This is a genomic window from Pseudomonas sp. MS646 (genome assembly GCF_036693845.1).
Taxonomy (GTDB): Bacteria; Pseudomonadota; Gammaproteobacteria; order Pseudomonadales; family Pseudomonadaceae; genus Aquipseudomonas; species Aquipseudomonas chlororaphis_E.
On sequence record NZ_CP144763.1, the window covers coordinates 353032 to 367937 of the forward strand.

A 14906-nucleotide genomic window follows, 5' to 3' on the forward strand; every position below is an offset into this window, starting at 1 on the left:
TCAAACTCCTGTCGAAGCCAAATCTTTGAAACTTTCCCCACGTCATCCCGCCACGAATGTTGAGTGTTATCAGGGATCAAGGCCCCTGCGACCTGTGAGGGTTGTCCACTAACGCGGGACTGGCGGCTCCTTACGGCCGGGAGCTTGGGCATCTCATGATCTGGCCTCCTGAACACTTCCGAAGAAGTGGGCGGGTGGAGGCTGCACTGGCTGACGAGACCGGCGCCGCGGGATCCTGAGTCGGGTGAAGGCAGTGATGCGATGACCGGGGCATGCCTGACTGTCAGTCAGGTGCAGTCCATTCCGTGGGCTGCGGCACCATCATCTGCATCGCTGTTGCTGGTGACTTTTCGGTGTTTGTCACGCCGATTGTCACGAGGGGAAATGCCGCAAAGCCTTGTACGAGTTGGGCTGCAGCAGCGGTAGGAGCGCCCGTCTCTTTCTGGGAGAAAGAGACGGGCGCAGGTTGGCGCAATGAAATGGCCAAGCGAATAGGTTGCTGCAGGGCAGCTATAAAAGGGTATGAGTTGCCGCAGTGGCACTCTGGTAGAAGTAGGCATCCATCACATCGCTGTGACCGTGAGAGCCGCCGGACGCTAATCGCACTTTGGGAGAACCACCACCGTGTGGCGTAGCCTTAAAGGTTCGGGCTACCTGGGTTGCTGTCGACGACAGCGCTTTGCCCGATCTTTTCTACGCCTGTGGATAATTCGGGTCAAGACTCCAATATTCGGGAGTTCTGCGGCTGTGGATGAAATTATCCACCGGTGGAAATCAGTGGTTTTCCACAGACAGTTGTGTGGGCTTTAGATTTTTTAAGTGAGGTCCATCCAAGCAGGGCGGCTTTGCAGCCCTGTTTGGATGGACCCGCGTGGACAAGCGGATCGCTGAGATATGAAGACCGAGCGCTTACTCAATTGCGCCACGTTTTGCTTTTAGGCGAGTGATGTTCGCTCCTGTCTGGTTCGCGAATTCGTGTGGAGTGACATGCTCCTGACGGTTGGCCTCCAGGTACCGGCTCCACCAGTTCATGATCAGCCTGCGCTCTTCGATGAACTCTGCCTTGTGGATGTAAGCGGCGCGGACGTTGTTGCGCTCCTTGTGGCTCATCTGCCGTTCAATAGCTGTCTCCGACCACAATCCTGACTCGATCAGTGCGCTGCAGGCCATCGAACGAAACCCATGCCCGCAGATATCGGTTTTGGTGTCGTATCCCATCGTCCGTAGCGCGTTGTTCACGGTATTTTCGGACATGGGTTTCCAGGGTTTGGCATCACCTGCGAAGACCAATGCGAAGTTACCTGTGAGCGCATGGATTTTTTCGAGTAGCGCCACTGCTTGCGGCGATAAGGGTACTAAATGGATATCCCCTGCCATCTTCGTACCCCTTGTGGAAAAGGGTACTCCCTCCAACGCGGGTCGAGTGTCCGGTATCTCCCAGGTACCGCGCTTGAGGTCGAACTCGCTCCAGCGGGCGAAACGCAGTTCGCTGGATCGTACAAACACATGCAGCGATAGCATCACCGTCAGGCGGGTAAGTGCGCGGCCTTTATAGGTGTCGATCCGCTCCTGTAGTTCCGGCAGTCGCGATAAGGGTAGAGCGGGGCGATGTACCACCCGCGGGGCTTTGATCAAGCCTTCGAGGTCGTAAGCAGGGTTGGCGGTGATAAGCCGGAGGCGTTTTGCCTCGCGCATGATGCTCTGCAGGTAGTTTTGTACCCTTAAAGCAACGTCTATCGTTCCGCGCTTCTTGATCGCTTCCAAGGGCTGCATGAGGTCATGGGTGTCGAGGTCGACAATGGCGCGGGCGCCGATCAGCGGGAACACGTGGGTTTTGAGGCGGCTCATCACAGTCTTGGAGTGGCCTGGTGCCCACTTGGCCGACATTTCCGTGTGCCAGTCCAGCGCAACGTTTTCAAAGGTTCTGCCTTTGATCACGGCTTCCGCCTTGGCTTGGTGCTTGGTCTCTATGGGATCAATGCCATCCGCCAGCATTCGCTTGACCTCCAAGCGCTTGCGGCGCGCATCGGCGAGGCCGATGACGGGGTAGTTGCCGAACGAGGTCAGTCCTTCCCGTCCGTCAGGTTTGACGTAACGGAGCCGCCAGCCTTTGCGGCCATTGGGTTGGACTAGGAGGTAGAGGCCATCGCCGTCGAAAAGCTTGTAGGCGCGGTCTGTAGGTTTTGCCAAGCGGCAAGCTGCGTCGGAGAGCGGAGCTGTGGTGCGCGACATAAGGGTACTCCCTTTTATCGAAGTGACCTGTATCCCAAACTCTACCCTTAAAACGGTTGGAATCCACCAGTTTCTGACGGAAACCGATGGAACGCCAAAACGAAAAAACCCGCCAGAAGGCGGGTTTTTCGGGGGTTCCAGAGATTTTGAAAGCCTTCTCTGGAACCTTGTATGGTGCCGGCACCAGGAATCGAACCCGGGACCTACTGATTACAAGTCAGTTGCTCTACCAACTGAGCTATACCGGCGTGTGGGCGACGATTATAGCGGTTGGGCGCGTTCTGTAAACCCCTGAATTCTGACTATTTTTGCGCGAGGTTGGCTCAGGTGCGGTGCAGCACGTTGCGCAGTTTCTGCAAGGCGCGCCAGGTACGGCTGTTTTGGATGGCGTGGAGTTGGGCTTCGGCCTGCTCGGCGCGTCGCAGGGCGGCGGTCAATTGGGCGTCGGTGTCGTCCAGGGGGTGGCTGAAGGGGTGGCCTTTGCGCAGTTGGAAGCCGTCGAGGTTGCAGGGTGGGATGTCGAAGGCGGGCTTGAGGGCCAGGTGTTCTTCGGCGAGGTAGTAGGTGTTGATGCCGTCGAACAGGATGGACTGGTAGCCGGCGCCGGTCACCAGGGTTTCCCAGGCCTGGTCGCGGGCCCATGGGGTTTCGATGAGGATGATCCAGGGGCGCCAGCGGCTGAAGTCCATGCCGCGCAGCACGGTTTCTTCGTGGCCTTCCACGTCGATTTTCAAGAAGTGGATGGGGCGGTCCTGCACATGCTCTTCGCAGATCGAGGCCAGGGTGCGGGATTGGACGGTTTGGGTGCGCACGTCCATGCCGGCGTCGCGGTGCTGTTGGGCGACGTTGGGTTCGACGGTGGACAGTCCGGTGTCAGCGATGGTGTAGAAGGTCAAGCTGTCGGCGTTGTCGCCGGCCACGCATTGCAGGTTGATGTCTCGGGGACGCTCCTGGCAGAGCGCGGCGTAGTAGGCCTGCACCGGTTCGATGTTGATGCCCTGCCAGCCGTGGTCGTAGAAAGCCCGGGTAACGGAATCATCGGTCGGATGGTTGGCGCCGACGTCGAGGTAAAAGCCGTTCTCCACCTGTTGAAGGGCGCGCCACAAGCGTATGTCTTCGAAGTTTTGTGCGTAGGAAATGAACGTCACGACCAATCCTTGAATGTGTCGGCAGGGTGTCAATCAGGATACGTTCGGTTGTTGTATAGCACCGCCAGGCCGGGTGCAATGAGTGCTGTAAGGCAGCACTGAATTCGGCGGTTATGTCGTTTTGCTTAGATGCTTATGCACAACGGGATGGATGCAGCCGCTTGAACCTTGCCATTTTGTGAACACGTTCTCATTGGGTCGCAAATAGCTGTTTTCATGGTTTTTTATCCATATGAACAAAAAATGAACACAGTGAATTCGGTCAACAAATCGCGGTTCCGTTGGATCCAGGCAGATTCCATCAACAGAGTTATCCACAGGCTGCGAGGGATTAATGACGCTCTGCCAGCAGCATCAGGTTTCGCGGCGTCAGGGGTGTTTCGCAGAAGGTGCCGAGGCGCACGGTGTAGCCTTTGTGGGTGAGGAAAAGTGCCCGGTCCAGTACCAGCCAAAGCTCCAGCGGGCGTCGGAAAAGACCACGCACCAGTTCCAGGTTGCGCACTTCGGCCAGGCGTTGCTGGCCCGCGGCTTCCAGTGCGGCCCAATCGGGCGTGCCGACTGTGGATAAGTCTTTGAGGGCCGCCAGATCGATGCAGTATTGGGCGAAGGATTTTTCCAGCCAGGCGCTGGGCAAGGACGGGGTTGGCAGGTAGTCGTCGCACCCTCGGATTTGCCGTTGCAGCAGGTCGAAGCCCAGGCGGCGGGCCATGGACTGGTCTCGTTGCCGTCGCACCCGGGCGCCAGCGGTCACGGTTTCGGTCAACGGCAGGCCGAGATCGTCGAGAGAAAGCTGTAGGGCGGAACCCTTGGCCGCGTCGGACAGCGGCTGATAGTGCTCGGCGCTGATGCGGTTGTAGCAACACGGGGCGATGGCCAGTTGCGCACACCCGGCCGCGCTGGCCAAGTGGAGCAAGCGCACATGCAGGTCGCCGCAGGCATGCAGGGCCACCGGTGTGTGTTCAGGGGCGATTGCCTGGGCGGCGTCTGCCGCCAGCACGTCTTGGCGCAGGTGCATGGCAGGCAAGTGGTGACGCTGGCTCAACTGCTGGCCGCTATCGACCAGCGTGGGGTCGTATTCCAGGCAGGTCAGGCGTTGCTCTCCGTGCAGCAGGCGGCGGCCGAGATGGCCTTTGCCGGCGCACCAGTCCAGCCAATGGATGGGTTCGCTGGCAAAGCGCAAGCGGCTGGCGAAGGCTTCGATCTGCTGCCATTTACGCCCGGGCACCTCAACATTGAGGCGATGGGTCGGTGCGTCCAGCGTTCGTGCGGGCAGGGGGGCAACTGAACTCAAGGTGCGGGAAGCGGCCGCCAGTTCCGCAAAGGGAGCCGGCGCGTGCTCGATCAGCCAGGGCTGGTGATGGTCGTGTTCGGCGGCTTCCAAGGAGCGCTGGCGTAGCCAATGGGCCATCTGTGGGTAAGACGTTTCCCAGGGGAGCTGCAGATGGGTGAACGGCCGCGGTTTCCACAAGGCCTGGTGTGCGGTGAGAAACCCATCCAGCGCCGTGAAACGGGCGAGCAGCGCTTCGCCCGTCAGCACGCCGCCGTCAGCGTCCTTGGCAGGCATCGACGCGTAACCAGCGCTCCAGCTGCTTGAAGCCTTGCACCAGCAGGAACGCCATCAACAGGTAGAACATGCCGGCCGCGAAGAAGATCTCCACCGGCAGGTAAGTCCGGGCAATGATGGTACGGGCCATGCCGGTGAGTTCCAGCAGGGTCACGGTGCTGGCCAGGGCGCTGGCCTTGAGCATCAGGATCACTTCGTTGCTGTAGGCCGGCAGGCCGATGCGCGCGGCACGGGGCAGCATGATGTAGAACAGCGCCTTGGGCCGCGACATGCCCAGGGCCCGGGCGGCTTCGACCTCGCCACGCGGAATGGCCTGGATCGCGCCACGCAGGATCTCGGCGATGTAGGCGGCGGTGTGCAGGGTCATGGTCACCGTCGCGCACCAGAACGGATCGCGCAGGTACGGCCACAACGCGCTGCTGCGCACGGCATCGAACTGCGCCAGGCCGTAATACACCAGGAACAACTGGACCAATAACGGCGTGCCACGGAAAAAGAAGATGTAGGCGTAGGGTAACGCCCGCACGTACCACAGGCGTGAAGAGCGGGCGATACCCAGCGGAATGGCCAGCAACAGCCCGGCGATCACGGCGATGGCCACCAGTTCCAGGGTCAGCGTCGCGCCCTGGGCCAGTTTTGGCAGCCACTTGATGATGACTTCCCAGTTCATTGGGTGCTCCTGATAAAGCCGCGCGCGGCGCGTCGTTCCAGCAAGTGCATGCCGGTCATGGCGAGTACGGTCAGGCCCAGGTACATGAACGCGGCCACCATGTAGAAGGTGAATGGCTGCTTGGACACGGTCACGCCGATCTGTGCGTGGCGCATGATTTCTTCCAGCCCGATCACCGAGACCAGCGCGGTGTCCTTCATCAGGATCATGAACAGGTTGCCCAGGCCCGGCAGGGCGATGCGCCACATCTGCGGCATGATCAACCGGGTGAAGATCCGCCATTTCGACAGGCCCAGGGCGACGCCGGCTTCACGATGCCCCTTGGGAATCGCCAGGATCGCCCCGCGAAACACTTCCGTCGCATAGGCGCCAAAGCACAGGCCCAGGGCGATGACGCCGGCGGCGAAGGCGTCGAGGGCCAGGTCGGGATTGCCCAGGTACTCGCCCAGTGCACGCATCAGGTTGACGGTGCCGAAGTAGATCAGCAGCACCCAGAGCAATTCCGGAATACCGCGGACCAGTGTCGAGTAAGTGCCGCCAAGCCATTGCAGCGGCTTGTACGGTGAGGTCTTGGCCAAGGCGCCGAGCAGGCCCAGCACCAGCCCCAGGCACAAGGCCGAGAGTGCCAGTTTGACGGTCATCAGCGCGCCGGCGGCGAGCGCCGGGCCGAATCCGTAGAGGTCGATCATCATGGGTGTGTGTTCATATCGCGGCAGGCTTTGCAAAGGGCCGGCGCTGCGGTGCAGCAGCGTCGGCCAGGCACGTCAGCATCAATAGATGTTGAACGGGAAGTACTTGTCGTTGATTTTCTTGTAGGTACCGTCGGCGACGATTTCCTTGAGCGCGGCGTTCAGCTTGTTGCGCAGTTCGTCGTCACCCTTGCGCACGGCGATGCCGATCTTGTCGCTTTCCACCACCGGGTCGCCCTTGAATTCGTAGGCGCGGCCGGCGTCGGTTTTCAGCCAGTCATAGTTGACGTACTTGTCTGCCAGGATCGCATCGACGCGTCCGGAGGTCAGGTCCAGGTAGGCGTTTTCCTGGGTGTCGTAGAGCTTGGCGGTGATGTCGCTGCCCAGTTCGTCTTCCAGCCAGGTGCCGGCCAGGGTCGCCCGTTGTGCACCGATGACCTTGCCTTTGAGCGAGTCCTTATCGGTTTTGAAGTCGACGTTTTTCGGCGCGATGAACTGCAGCTTGTTGGAGTAGTACGGGTCGGTGAAGTCCACCGCCTGCTTGCGTTCCTCGGTGATCGACAGCGAGGAGATCAGGAAGTCGAACTTCTTGGCGTTCAAGGCCGGGATGATGCCGTCCCAATCGGAGGTGACCACTTCGCACTCGACTTTCATCTTGGCGCACAGGGCGTCGCCGATGTCCTTATCGAAGCCCACGACCTGGCCGCTGGCGTCCTTGTTGTTGAACGGCGGGTAGGCCGCTTCGATGCCCATCTTCAGCTTTTCGGCCGCCATGGCATTGGCCGAGAGCACCAGGCTGGCGGCAGCGGCCAAAAGGAATTTCTTGTAGATCTGCATATGTACTGCTCCGTTAGCGGTTGCTGGACATGAATTGTTTGCAGCGCGCCGAAAGCGGGTTTTCGAAGACCTGCTGTGGCGATCCTTGCTCCTCGACCAGGCCCTGATGAAGGAACACCACTTCGCTGGAGACCTGGCGGGCGAAACCCATTTCGTGGGTCACCAGCAGCATGGTGCGGCCTTCTTCGGCCAGGGCGCGGATCACACTAAGTACTTCCTGGACCATTTCCGGGTCAAGGGCGGAGGTCGGCTCGTCGAACAGAATCACCTTGGGTTGCATCGCCAGCGTGCGGGCGATGGCGGCGCGCTGTTGCTGGCCGCCGGAGAGTTCGGCGGGGTAGGCGTGGCGCTTGTCGGCAATGCCGACCTTGGCCAACAAGGCTTCGGCGACTTCGATGGCCTCGGCCTTGCTCTGGCCGAGCACCCGGCGTGGGGCTTCGATGATGTTGTCGAGGATGCTCATGTGCGGCCAGAGATTAAAGTTTTGAAACACAAAACCAATCTCACTGCGCATGCGGTTGATCTGTTTGCCGTCGGCGGCCACCAACTCGCCGTTTTTCGCGGCCTTGAGCTTCAGCGCTTCGCCGGCCACCAGGATTTCACCCTGGTTGGGGTTTTCCAGCAGGTTGATGCAACGCAGGAATGTCGACTTGCCGGAACCGGAGGAACCCAGGATCGAGATCACATCGCCGTCGCGGGCGGTCAGCGAGACGCCTTTGAGCACCTCTAACTGTCCGTAGCGTTTATGCAGGTTGCGGATTTCAAGCGCGGGCGTGGCCTGGGCCATGTGCGGTCCTCATGGTGTGTGCTCCCTTGCTGTTGGCTGCCTTCCGTGGCGAGGCGGCCAAGCTAGCATGCGTCCGAATGGTCGCCAACAGCGCTACGGGGGGTAAATCGGTGATGTGCGGCAGGTTGTCGCATCGCCGCAGCAGACTGTCGCGCCATCAACAACCGAACGGCCGTTTGAACCGTGTCTACCGCTAAAAATCCCGGGGGAGTCGCGTAAAAAAAGGCGCGATGGTGCCAGCTTTGGGCGGGGGTTGGAAGGGTTAATCGGATGAGCGTTACCGCAATCAGAAGTAACTTCGGGTTATTCGGGAGCGTCCTCAAGATCCCACAATATTTTGAGGACCTCTCTGAAGCTGGCGCGTGCTGTTTCGAAATCCGCCTGTACTTCAGGGCTGTGAAGCCAATGTTCCGCTGTTTCCTGAATAGGAGTTTTGATGGAGCTTTTTAACTTCAGGCAACCGAAGTTACATCCCTGTCCAATCCTCGATGCGCAGTCCGGGGACTCTTTCGAATTCTTTCAGATTATTGGTGACTACGATCAACCCGAGGGAGCGGGCATGGCCGGCAATCATCTGGTCGTAGGGGCCGATTGGCCTGCCAATCTTTGCCAGCTCTGCCCGGATCATGCCGGTATGGGCTGCGGCGTCATAACCGAAAGGTAAAACCTCAAGTCGGGCACAGAACCCTTCGATGACGCCGAGATTTTTCTCTGGGGCGGATGACTTTTCTGCGCCGTAGATCAACTCCATCAGTGTGACGGCGCTGATGCAGAGCTGGCCGTGATGACGATTGAAAGCTTCTCTGACGATCTGGGGCTTGTTCTTGATGGTGAAAATACAGACGTTGGTATCGAGCATGAACTTGATCATCAGAAAGACTCACGCTCCTGATCGGCAGGCTGTTCACGCTCTGCCATGAAGTCTGCCGTGGCGTTATCGCCATCGAACCAGCTATCCCAGGCTTCGCCAGCCGGCGTGATAATGCGCGTTCTGCCTATGGCGATCACGTCTACACGCTTTACGTCGCTTGGCATCGCCACTGCCTTGGGTAGCCGGACCGCTTGGCTGCGGTTGCTCATGAAAAGGGTGGTTTGTTCCATGTGCCGTCCTCCATTGGATGCAGTTGAAGCATAGGATAATGGAGGGATATGTCAATGGGATATACCACGGTGACGAATAGCCGGCCGGTTTATTCGCTGGCGGGTTCTTCCATCGACTGGCGATACCGATCCAGCGCCTCGCTGAAGTCCTTGATGAACTCCGGGGTGCTGAGCCAGCGTTGCGCCGTCTCGCGGTCCATGTCGTCGGCCCACATGCGGTAGTCCACCAGCATGTCGGCGGCCAGGTTGGTGGCCGCCATGCTTTCGTTTTCGGCATTTTTCAGGTCGAGCAGGCCTGGACGTTCGCTGATCATCACGCTCAGGGAGGAGAGCAGCGTGTCGAGCAGTTCGGCACGGCTGACGGCCTCGGCTTCGCGCAGCTTGGCGAACAGCTCCAGCACATACACCGGCGGTTGAGCGGTGGCGTGGGCGGGGTCGCCATACATCGGGATGGATTTACGTCCGCTCATGCGGATCTGCTTGGCTTTGTCCTTGGCGCGCTTGGCGCGTTTTTGCTGCTTGTTCAGTGAGGCCATTGGGCTTCGGTTTCCAATTAGTCAGGGGATATGCCCGGCTCAGTCGATTTTTGGCACGGTAAAGGTGAACTCGCTGCCTTTGCCTGGCTGGCTTTCGGCGTGCAGTTTACCGCCATGGGCCTGGACAATCCCCTTGGAGATGTACAGCCCCAAGCCGGTGCCGTTCGGGTTGCCTTCCTTGATTGTCCAGTAGCGGTCGAACACGTGAGGCAACTGCTCTGCGGTAATGCCTTCGCCGGTGTCGCGAACACTGAACACGATCTCATTGCCTACCGACATCGCGCTGATGCCCACGCAGCCTTTCTGCGGCGTGAACTTGATGGCGTTGCCGATCAGGTTCGACAGCACCTGGAACAGGCGCTCGGGATCGGCGTTGATCTTCAGGTCGGGTTCGGCCTGGAAGGACATGTCGATGGCCTTGGCGATAGCCAGCGGCGACAACAGCGAGAAGGCGTCTTCGAAGATCTGGCTGACGGCGATCGGCTGGGGATTGATGGTGTAGCGTCCGGCGTCGATCTTCGAGGTGTCGAGCAAGTCTTCCAGCAGCGCGTTCATGCGGCTGGTGGCTTGTTGCATGGTGTCGATGGCCGAGGAAATGCGCTTGGAGCTGTGGGAGCCATCGGAGCTGAAGGCCTTTTGCATCATGCCGCAGAGCATGGAAATGACCGTCATGGGGCTGCGCAGGTCATGGGAAACCACCGCCACCAGTTCGTCGCGAGCCTGCACGGCCAGGCGCTCCTTGTGGACTTGGCGGGCCAGGTCGTTCTCCAGGGCCGAGCGCCGCAGGTCATTGGCCGCGAACAGGTCGCCATGGGTCCATTTGGTGCTGATGCCGGCCATTTCGACTTTCCAGATTTCGAAAGACGTCCGGGGCCGCAGGCGCAGGCCGGTCTCGCTGTTCTCCAGGTCCAGGGGCTTTTGCGGATCGCCGCTCCACTGGAGGGTTTGCTTCACCTCGGGGCGGAACCACAGCACGCCATTTTCCACCGGTTTGGGCAGGTGGATCGCCAGTACGCCGCTGGCCACCTCCTGGTAAGCCTGGGCCGGCGCAAAAATGCTGCCCAGGTTGTGGTGGGCGAACACCGGCTGGCCGGTTTCCAGGATCCATTTGTGCAATTCGCGGATCTGCTCCGGTTCCGGGCATTGGCCGTGGCGGTGCAGCTTGTTGTCCTCCAGAATCGCCACGCCGCAGGCGTCGGCCAGGCCCATCAGCCGTTGGGGCTCGTGGGACAAGCCGTCAAACACGTTATGGGTGGACTCGGCCATGGCGGCGGCGAGCACCTTCAGGTTCGCAAGCTTGGCATCTCGTTGGCGCGTCAGTTCCAGGGCTTCCATGGCACTGATCTGCAACGACAGCACTTGACCGATGGTCTGGCAGGCCATGCGCATTTCATGGGGGACCAGCAGCGGCTCGCGGTTGCCGCAACTGATCAGTCCCCACAAGCGCTCGCCTTCCATCAGCGAGATGCTCATGGACGACAGCACACCCATGTTCTTCATGTATTGGCGGTGGATCGGCGAGACGCTGCGCAGCGTGGCGAAGCTCAGATCCAGGGGCGCCCCGGTATCGGGTCGCAACTCGGGGACCAAAGGAACCGGCGCATAGTCGGCGTGGGGGATGATGCGCAACCAGTTGGTGCGGTACAGCTCGCGAGCCTGCTCGGGGATGTCCGAGGCCGGGAAGAACAGGCCTTTGTAGAGCTCCATCGACGGCGCGCTGGCTTCGGCGATCACCTGGCCGTGGCCTTCTTCTTCGAAGCGATAGATCAATACGCGGTCGTAACCGGTCATCGCCTGGATTTCCCGCACGCTGATTTCGTACAGGGCCTGAAGGGTCTTCGCACTTTGCAGGCGTTGCAGCATGCGGCCCATGTTGGCCTCGCCGCTGACGCCTTCGGGGCGGTAGTCGCTCAGGTGCTGTTCCAGCTCGACGATCAGGGCGCCTTGATGGCGATGCACCAGGGCGTCGAAGCGCAACTGGTTCACGACGATAGCCACGGGCACGTTGTCGCTTTCAGGAGCGGCACGGCAGGCGACAAGAATGGCTTCGGCCTGCTCCAGCCCGAACAGGGCGTCCAGGGTCTTGCCCAGCAGCCGGTCGGGGTCGTGGCCCATCAGTTGCAGCACGTTGGCGCTGACCTGGCGGATCACAAAGTCAGGCTCAGACAGCATCAGCAGAACGCCATGAGGCTGGATGGCCCCGGGGAAGCGAATCGGTTCGTCTGCGCAATTGGCCAGCAGTTCTTCGAAGGCTTCTTGGTTATCCGGGTTCATAACAGGACCTCCTGGCTGTCCAGCCAGTGTTCAAAATAGGTAAACGTCGCCTTGGCAGCGTTTGTGACTTCGAGCGTTTGGGCTTGGCCAAGGTTCCTGTCGTCCAGGTATTGGAGGAAGTCCTTCCAGCGTCGGCCGGTGAACTCACCATAAACGTTGAGAAACGCCGCGCCGCTGGAAGCATCGAGCCCCAGCTGCTCAGCCACCCGGCGCCGCAGAATCTGCCCGCCAAGGGTCGCGCCTTCCAGCACATAGGAAACACCCAGCGCCGCGGCGCGCGAGTCGATCCGGGGAAGCGCCTGGCAAGTCGGCAGGGCGTCGATTGCGGCGTCATCCAGGCCCAGCGCCGTGAGGTCCGCCCGCAGCACCGGGAGCTTGACACGCAGGGATTGGTCCAGCCCGGTCGGTATCAGCGCAAGCACATGAAGCCGTTGCTCCAGCGGCTGGTAAAAACCGTAGTAGGCCGCCATCAAGCGCCGATACAGCGCGAGATCCAGGCGCTCGGAGAAAAACGGCAGGCGTTTCTCCAAGGCAATGTGCAGGGTGGCGGTTTCGGTCCGCAATGCCTGGATCAGGGAAGGGTGGGGTGCGGCCGATGACATGCAGGAAAGAGCTCTTTGGTGGCGTGTTACGGAAAAAAATCCGCGTCAATGGTACACAGGATTTCTGAAAGGGTTATCCGCTTTTATCGCCCGTCTGGCGGTTGGCTTCTTCAAGCCGCGCCCGCTCGCGATCCAGGGCCTGGCGCAATTCTTCTTCCGATGGAAGGACGAGCTGATACTGGCTGGCAAACAGCTGTTCGTTGCCGTGCAAGACGGAGTAGCGCACCACGGATTCGTCCTTCTGGGCGCAGAGGATGATGCCGACGGTGGGTTTGTCGCCGGGCCCGCGCTTCAGCTCGTCATAGAGGCGCACGTACATGTCCATTTGCCCGATGTCCTGATGGCTCAGCTCACCGCGCTTGAGGTCGACAATCACGAAGCACTTGAGCAGGTAGTTGTAGAACACCAGGTCCAGGTAGAAGTCCTTGCTTTCGGTGCTGATGCGCTGTTGGCGCGCAACGAAGGCGAAGCCCTTGCCCAGCTCAAGGAGAAAGCCTTGTAGTTGGTCGATCAAGGCCTGTTCCAGGTTGGTTTCCAACAAGGTGCCGGCATTCGGCAGCCCTAGGAACTCCAGGACGACAGGGTCTCTGACAATGTCCCTGGGGCCCAGGTCAATCTCCTTGAGCTTGGCCGCCGCTTCCTCTTTCACCGCAGGCTGGTCACGGCTTGCCAGCAGGCGTTCGTAGTAGAAGGTACCGATCTGACGCTCCAGGGCCCGGGTTGACCAGCCTTGTGTGGTGGCTTCGTGCATGTACCACTGGCGAGCTGCGTCGTTTTCTACGCGCAGGAGCGTGCGGTAGTGGGTCCAGCTTAATTCGGTACGCACTGCGTTCCAAATTTGGAATGTCTGATAAAAGTCGCGCATGTGCCGCAAATTTCTTTCATCAAACCCTTTTCCGAACTTCGTCGTAAGCTCGATGGCCAATGTCGGCAGCAATCGCGCGCCATAAGCAGCCCGCTCGGCACCGCCCTGTTCGAACTCGACGATATGCCGGCCGATCTGCCAGCAGGTTTGCACTTGAAGGGTATCAACGGCGCGCAGCACCTTCTGTCGTGCCTGCCGGATCAGGTCACCCAGCTCGCTGATCAGTGGGGCCAGTGTCGGGTCATCCTGGGGGAGAAGGGAGCTCATCGAATGTCTGCCAAAGGAGTGGGCGGACCGAAAGGATGCGCCACGCGGCGTTTCGATGATGCCGGACGAAGCTGATTGATCGGGAGGAAAAGAGTGGGAGTCACGCCAGACCGATTTGAGGACTGGCTAGGCCACGTGTCGCCGACATGTAGGACCTATCCGAGAAAGCTGTAGGCACACCAATAGAGGCGAATACGTGACGAAGAGGCTGCCCACCCGGCGTGAACAGCCTCTCATTGACCAGGCGCGAAATTAATCAGGATGCTGCGTCAGCGCCTGGGAGGCGGCGACATAGTCAGCCTGGAATTGCGGGCTTTCGACCCAGTCCAGGGCCGCTTGCTCATCGACACCGGTGGTCAGGCGCCGGTATTCGATCAGCGCGGTAAAGATGAAGTCAGTGGCTTCTTCCTCACCCTCCTGCTCCAGGACGAGGGCCAGCAACGGATGCGCCAGGAAGACCGAGCACATGGCCTGCTGGCTGACCTTTTCGGCGGCGCGCATGGATTCGAACAGTTCCGACAGGTCTACCGTCTCCAGGTCGATGCGCTCATCGTTCGGGTCCAGAAAGTCGTTTGGTGCCGCGGCACGCTGGATGCGGTTCTTCTTGGCTTTCGCCTTGGCGCGCTGAGTGCGCTTTTGCTGCTTGTTCACCGATGCCATGGGCCGGGCTCCTGACGTAAAAATAAGGCTGCCCATGCTACAGCTTCGAGGCGCTCGCTTCGAATCAATCCACCACGAACAGCGTGGCACCTTGGGCGGTGGAAGAACGATGCGGTTCGGCCTGATCGGCCACCTGATAGCTCATGCCGGGCTTGAGCACAAATTGCCGGCCGTCCTCCAGTTCGGTGCTCAGCTCGCCTTTCAGGCAAAACAGGATATGGCCCTTGGTGCACCAGTGATCAGCCAGGTAGCCCGCCGTGTACTCCACCATCCGCACCCGGATGTTCCCGAACTGCCGGGTGCGCCAATACGCCGTTCCGGTAACGCCTTTGTGTACGGTGGGTTCGATGGTTGACCAATCGGTGGTGCCAAAGGGGATGCCGGTGATGTCCATGTCGACTCGTTTGTTGGGGGAGGTGGAGTGACGAGTGTCGAATGTAGCGGAGTCGGTTGGGTGGGGGGAAGAAACCCCAGGCAATAAAAAACCCCGATCAATCACTTGATCGGGGTTTTCGGTATTTGGTGCCCAGAGACGGAATCGAACCGCCGACACGGGGATTTTCAATCCCCTGCTCTACCGACTGAGCTATCTGGGCAACGGGGCGCATTAAACGGGTTTTTCAGGGGGGCGTCAAGCACGTTATCAAAAAATATTTAATTATTACCGTCGCTTA

The 14906-nt window shown here is 59.9% G+C and carries 15 protein-coding genes and 2 tRNA genes; all 17 read right to left on the minus strand.

Features of this window, described 5'->3' with window-relative positions; translation table 11 throughout:
- Nucleotides 1-909 precede the first annotated feature (909 nt).
- The 17 genes from V3H56_RS01500 to V3H56_RS01580 all read right to left on the minus strand — a co-directional run bounded on the left by V3H56_RS01500 (nucleotide 910) and on the right by V3H56_RS01580 (nucleotide 14828).
- Nucleotides 910-2232, minus strand: a complete 1323-nt coding sequence (locus V3H56_RS01500; RefSeq protein WP_338474132.1) for an integrase arm-type DNA-binding domain-containing protein — start codon at nucleotides 2230-2232, stop codon at nucleotides 910-912.
- Nucleotides 2233-2404: 172 nt separating this feature from the next.
- Nucleotides 2405-2480, minus strand: a tRNA-Thr gene (locus tag V3H56_RS01505).
- A gap of 75 nt (nucleotides 2481-2555) precedes the next feature.
- Nucleotides 2556-3380 carry an FkbM family methyltransferase gene (locus tag V3H56_RS01510; RefSeq protein ID WP_338474133.1) on the minus strand — a complete coding sequence of 275 codons (825 nt, stop codon included), beginning with the start codon at nucleotides 3378-3380 and terminating at the stop codon, nucleotides 2556-2558.
- 331 nt (nucleotides 3381-3711) lie between these two features.
- On the minus strand, nucleotides 3712-4944 hold the full coding sequence (locus V3H56_RS01515; RefSeq protein ID WP_338474134.1) for a methyltransferase: 1233 nt from the start codon (nucleotides 4942-4944) through the stop codon (nucleotides 3712-3714).
- Nucleotides 4925-5614: an ABC transporter permease gene (locus V3H56_RS01520; protein ID WP_123579377.1), complete on the minus strand. Its 690-nt coding sequence runs from the start codon at nucleotides 5612-5614 to the stop codon at nucleotides 4925-4927. The genes V3H56_RS01515 and V3H56_RS01520 overlap by 20 nt, the downstream gene beginning before the upstream one ends.
- Entirely contained in the window at nucleotides 5611-6306 is a 696-nt protein-coding gene (locus V3H56_RS01525; RefSeq protein WP_123579378.1) for an ABC transporter permease, read from the minus strand. Before V3H56_RS01525 ends, V3H56_RS01520 begins: the two co-directional genes overlap by 4 nt.
- 78 nt (nucleotides 6307-6384) lie before the next feature.
- Nucleotides 6385-7140: an ABC transporter substrate-binding protein gene (locus V3H56_RS01530; protein WP_042728138.1), complete on the minus strand. Its 756-nt coding sequence runs from the start codon at nucleotides 7138-7140 to the stop codon at nucleotides 6385-6387.
- 13 nt (nucleotides 7141-7153) lie between these two features.
- Nucleotides 7154-7927, minus strand: a complete 774-nt coding sequence (locus tag V3H56_RS01535; protein WP_042728139.1) for an ABC transporter ATP-binding protein — start codon at nucleotides 7925-7927, stop codon at nucleotides 7154-7156.
- A 466-nt stretch (nucleotides 7928-8393) separates the two neighbouring features.
- Nucleotides 8394-8798: a tRNA(fMet)-specific endonuclease VapC gene (gene vapC, locus V3H56_RS01540; protein WP_042728141.1), complete on the minus strand. Its 405-nt coding sequence runs from the start codon at nucleotides 8796-8798 to the stop codon at nucleotides 8394-8396.
- A complete protein-coding gene (gene vapB / locus V3H56_RS01545) occupies nucleotides 8798-9028 on the minus strand; it encodes a type II toxin-antitoxin system VapB family antitoxin (protein WP_047736177.1) in 231 nt (76 codons plus the stop codon). The genes vapC and vapB overlap by 1 nt, the downstream gene beginning before the upstream one ends.
- Nucleotides 9029-9117: 89 nt before the next feature.
- A complete protein-coding gene (locus tag V3H56_RS01550; RefSeq protein ID WP_212803285.1) occupies nucleotides 9118-9564 on the minus strand; it encodes a hypothetical protein in 447 nt (148 codons plus the stop codon).
- A 39-nt stretch (nucleotides 9565-9603) separates the two neighbouring features.
- A complete protein-coding gene (locus V3H56_RS01555; protein ID WP_338474135.1) occupies nucleotides 9604-11838 on the minus strand; it encodes an ATP-binding protein in 2235 nt (744 codons plus the stop codon).
- Nucleotides 11835-12440: a biliverdin-producing heme oxygenase gene (locus V3H56_RS01560; RefSeq protein ID WP_042728145.1), complete on the minus strand. Its 606-nt coding sequence runs from the start codon at nucleotides 12438-12440 to the stop codon at nucleotides 11835-11837. Before V3H56_RS01560 ends, V3H56_RS01555 begins: the two co-directional genes overlap by 4 nt.
- A gap of 73 nt (nucleotides 12441-12513) precedes the next feature.
- Nucleotides 12514-13572 carry a PDDEXK nuclease domain-containing protein gene (locus tag V3H56_RS01565; protein ID WP_047736174.1) on the minus strand — a complete coding sequence of 353 codons (1059 nt, stop codon included), beginning with the start codon at nucleotides 13570-13572 and terminating at the stop codon, nucleotides 12514-12516.
- Nucleotides 13573-13824: 252 nt separating this feature from the next.
- On the minus strand, nucleotides 13825-14232 hold the full coding sequence (locus V3H56_RS01570) for a hypothetical protein (protein ID WP_042728147.1): 408 nt from the start codon (nucleotides 14230-14232) through the stop codon (nucleotides 13825-13827).
- A 64-nt stretch (nucleotides 14233-14296) separates the two neighbouring features.
- Complete coding sequence (locus V3H56_RS01575) at nucleotides 14297-14626, minus strand: DHCW motif cupin fold protein (protein WP_338474136.1); 330 nt, start codon at nucleotides 14624-14626, stop codon at nucleotides 14297-14299.
- A 126-nt stretch (nucleotides 14627-14752) separates the two neighbouring features.
- Nucleotides 14753-14828 (minus strand) — tRNA-Phe (locus tag V3H56_RS01580).
- Nucleotides 14829-14906: the final 78 nt, after the last annotated feature.